Annotated in this window: 1 protein-coding gene; it reads right to left on the bottom strand. The window is 69.1% G+C overall.

Features of this window, described 5'->3' with window-relative positions; genetic code table 11:
• Positions 1-99: 99 nt before the first annotated feature.
• On the bottom strand, positions 100-934 hold an 835-nt coding region (locus tag WDC87_RS21835; RefSeq protein ID WP_336331333.1), incomplete at its 5' end, for a TIGR00266 family protein.

Raw genomic sequence — 934 nt, 5'->3', positions numbered from 1 at the left:
GCAACGGTCCATGGGGCTGCCGGCCAGCGGCCGGCACTACCGGGATGCGCGCCAAGGTCCATGAGGTTGCCGGCCAGCGGCCGGCACGACCGGAGGCGGTCAGAAGCGGTTATCGCCATCCAGCATCCGGCCCAGGCCGCCCAGCACCGAGCCTTCGCCGCGGTTCTGGCCGCCGCCCTGCGGTGCGGCCATCCACATGCGGCCGGCCAGGCGTGAGAACGGCAGCGACTGCAGCCAGACCTTGCCGGGGCCGGTCAACGTGGCCAGGAACACCCCTTCGCCGCCGAACAGCATGCTCTTGATGCCGGCCACCCGACGCACGTCCATGTCCACCGTCGGGTGGTAGGCCACCACGCAGCCGGTATCCACGTCCAGGCGTTCGCCGGCGGCCAGCTCGCGCTCGACCACGCAGCCGCCGGCGTGGATGAACACCCAGCCGTCGCCCTCCAGTTTCTGCATGATGAAACCCTCGCCCCCGAACAGGCCGGTCATGATCTTGCGCTGGAACTGCACGCCGATCTGCACGCCGCGTGCGCCGGCCAGGAAACTGTCCTTCTGGCAGATCAGGCGGCCGCCGTGCTGGTCCAGTTTCATCGCCAGCACCGTGCCGGGGTAGGGCGCAGCGAAGGCGACCTTGCCCTTGCCATGGCCGCTCTGGGTGTAGACGGTGGCGAACAGGCTTTCGCCGGTCAGTACGCGCTTGCCGGCAGCCATCACCTTGCCCATGAAGCCGCCGCCCTGGTCGCCATTGGCGGCGCCGAACACGGTATCCATCTGCACCGTGGCGTCCTTGAACATCAACGCGCCGGCCTCGGCAATGGCGCTCTCACCGGGATCAAGCTCGATTTCCACGAACTGCATCTCATGGCCGACGATGCGGAATTCGATGTCGTCGGCGCGGCCGCTGGCGGTGGCGGGGACCGGGGGTGGGGTG

This window comes from Stenotrophomonas maltophilia group sp. Smal12, assembly GCF_037079935.1.
In the GTDB taxonomy this organism is placed as follows: domain Bacteria; phylum Pseudomonadota; class Gammaproteobacteria; order Xanthomonadales; family Xanthomonadaceae; genus Stenotrophomonas; species Stenotrophomonas sepilia.
Note: the sequence above shows the minus strand (reverse complement) of the source record. Positions and strands in the feature narration are given on the sequence as shown.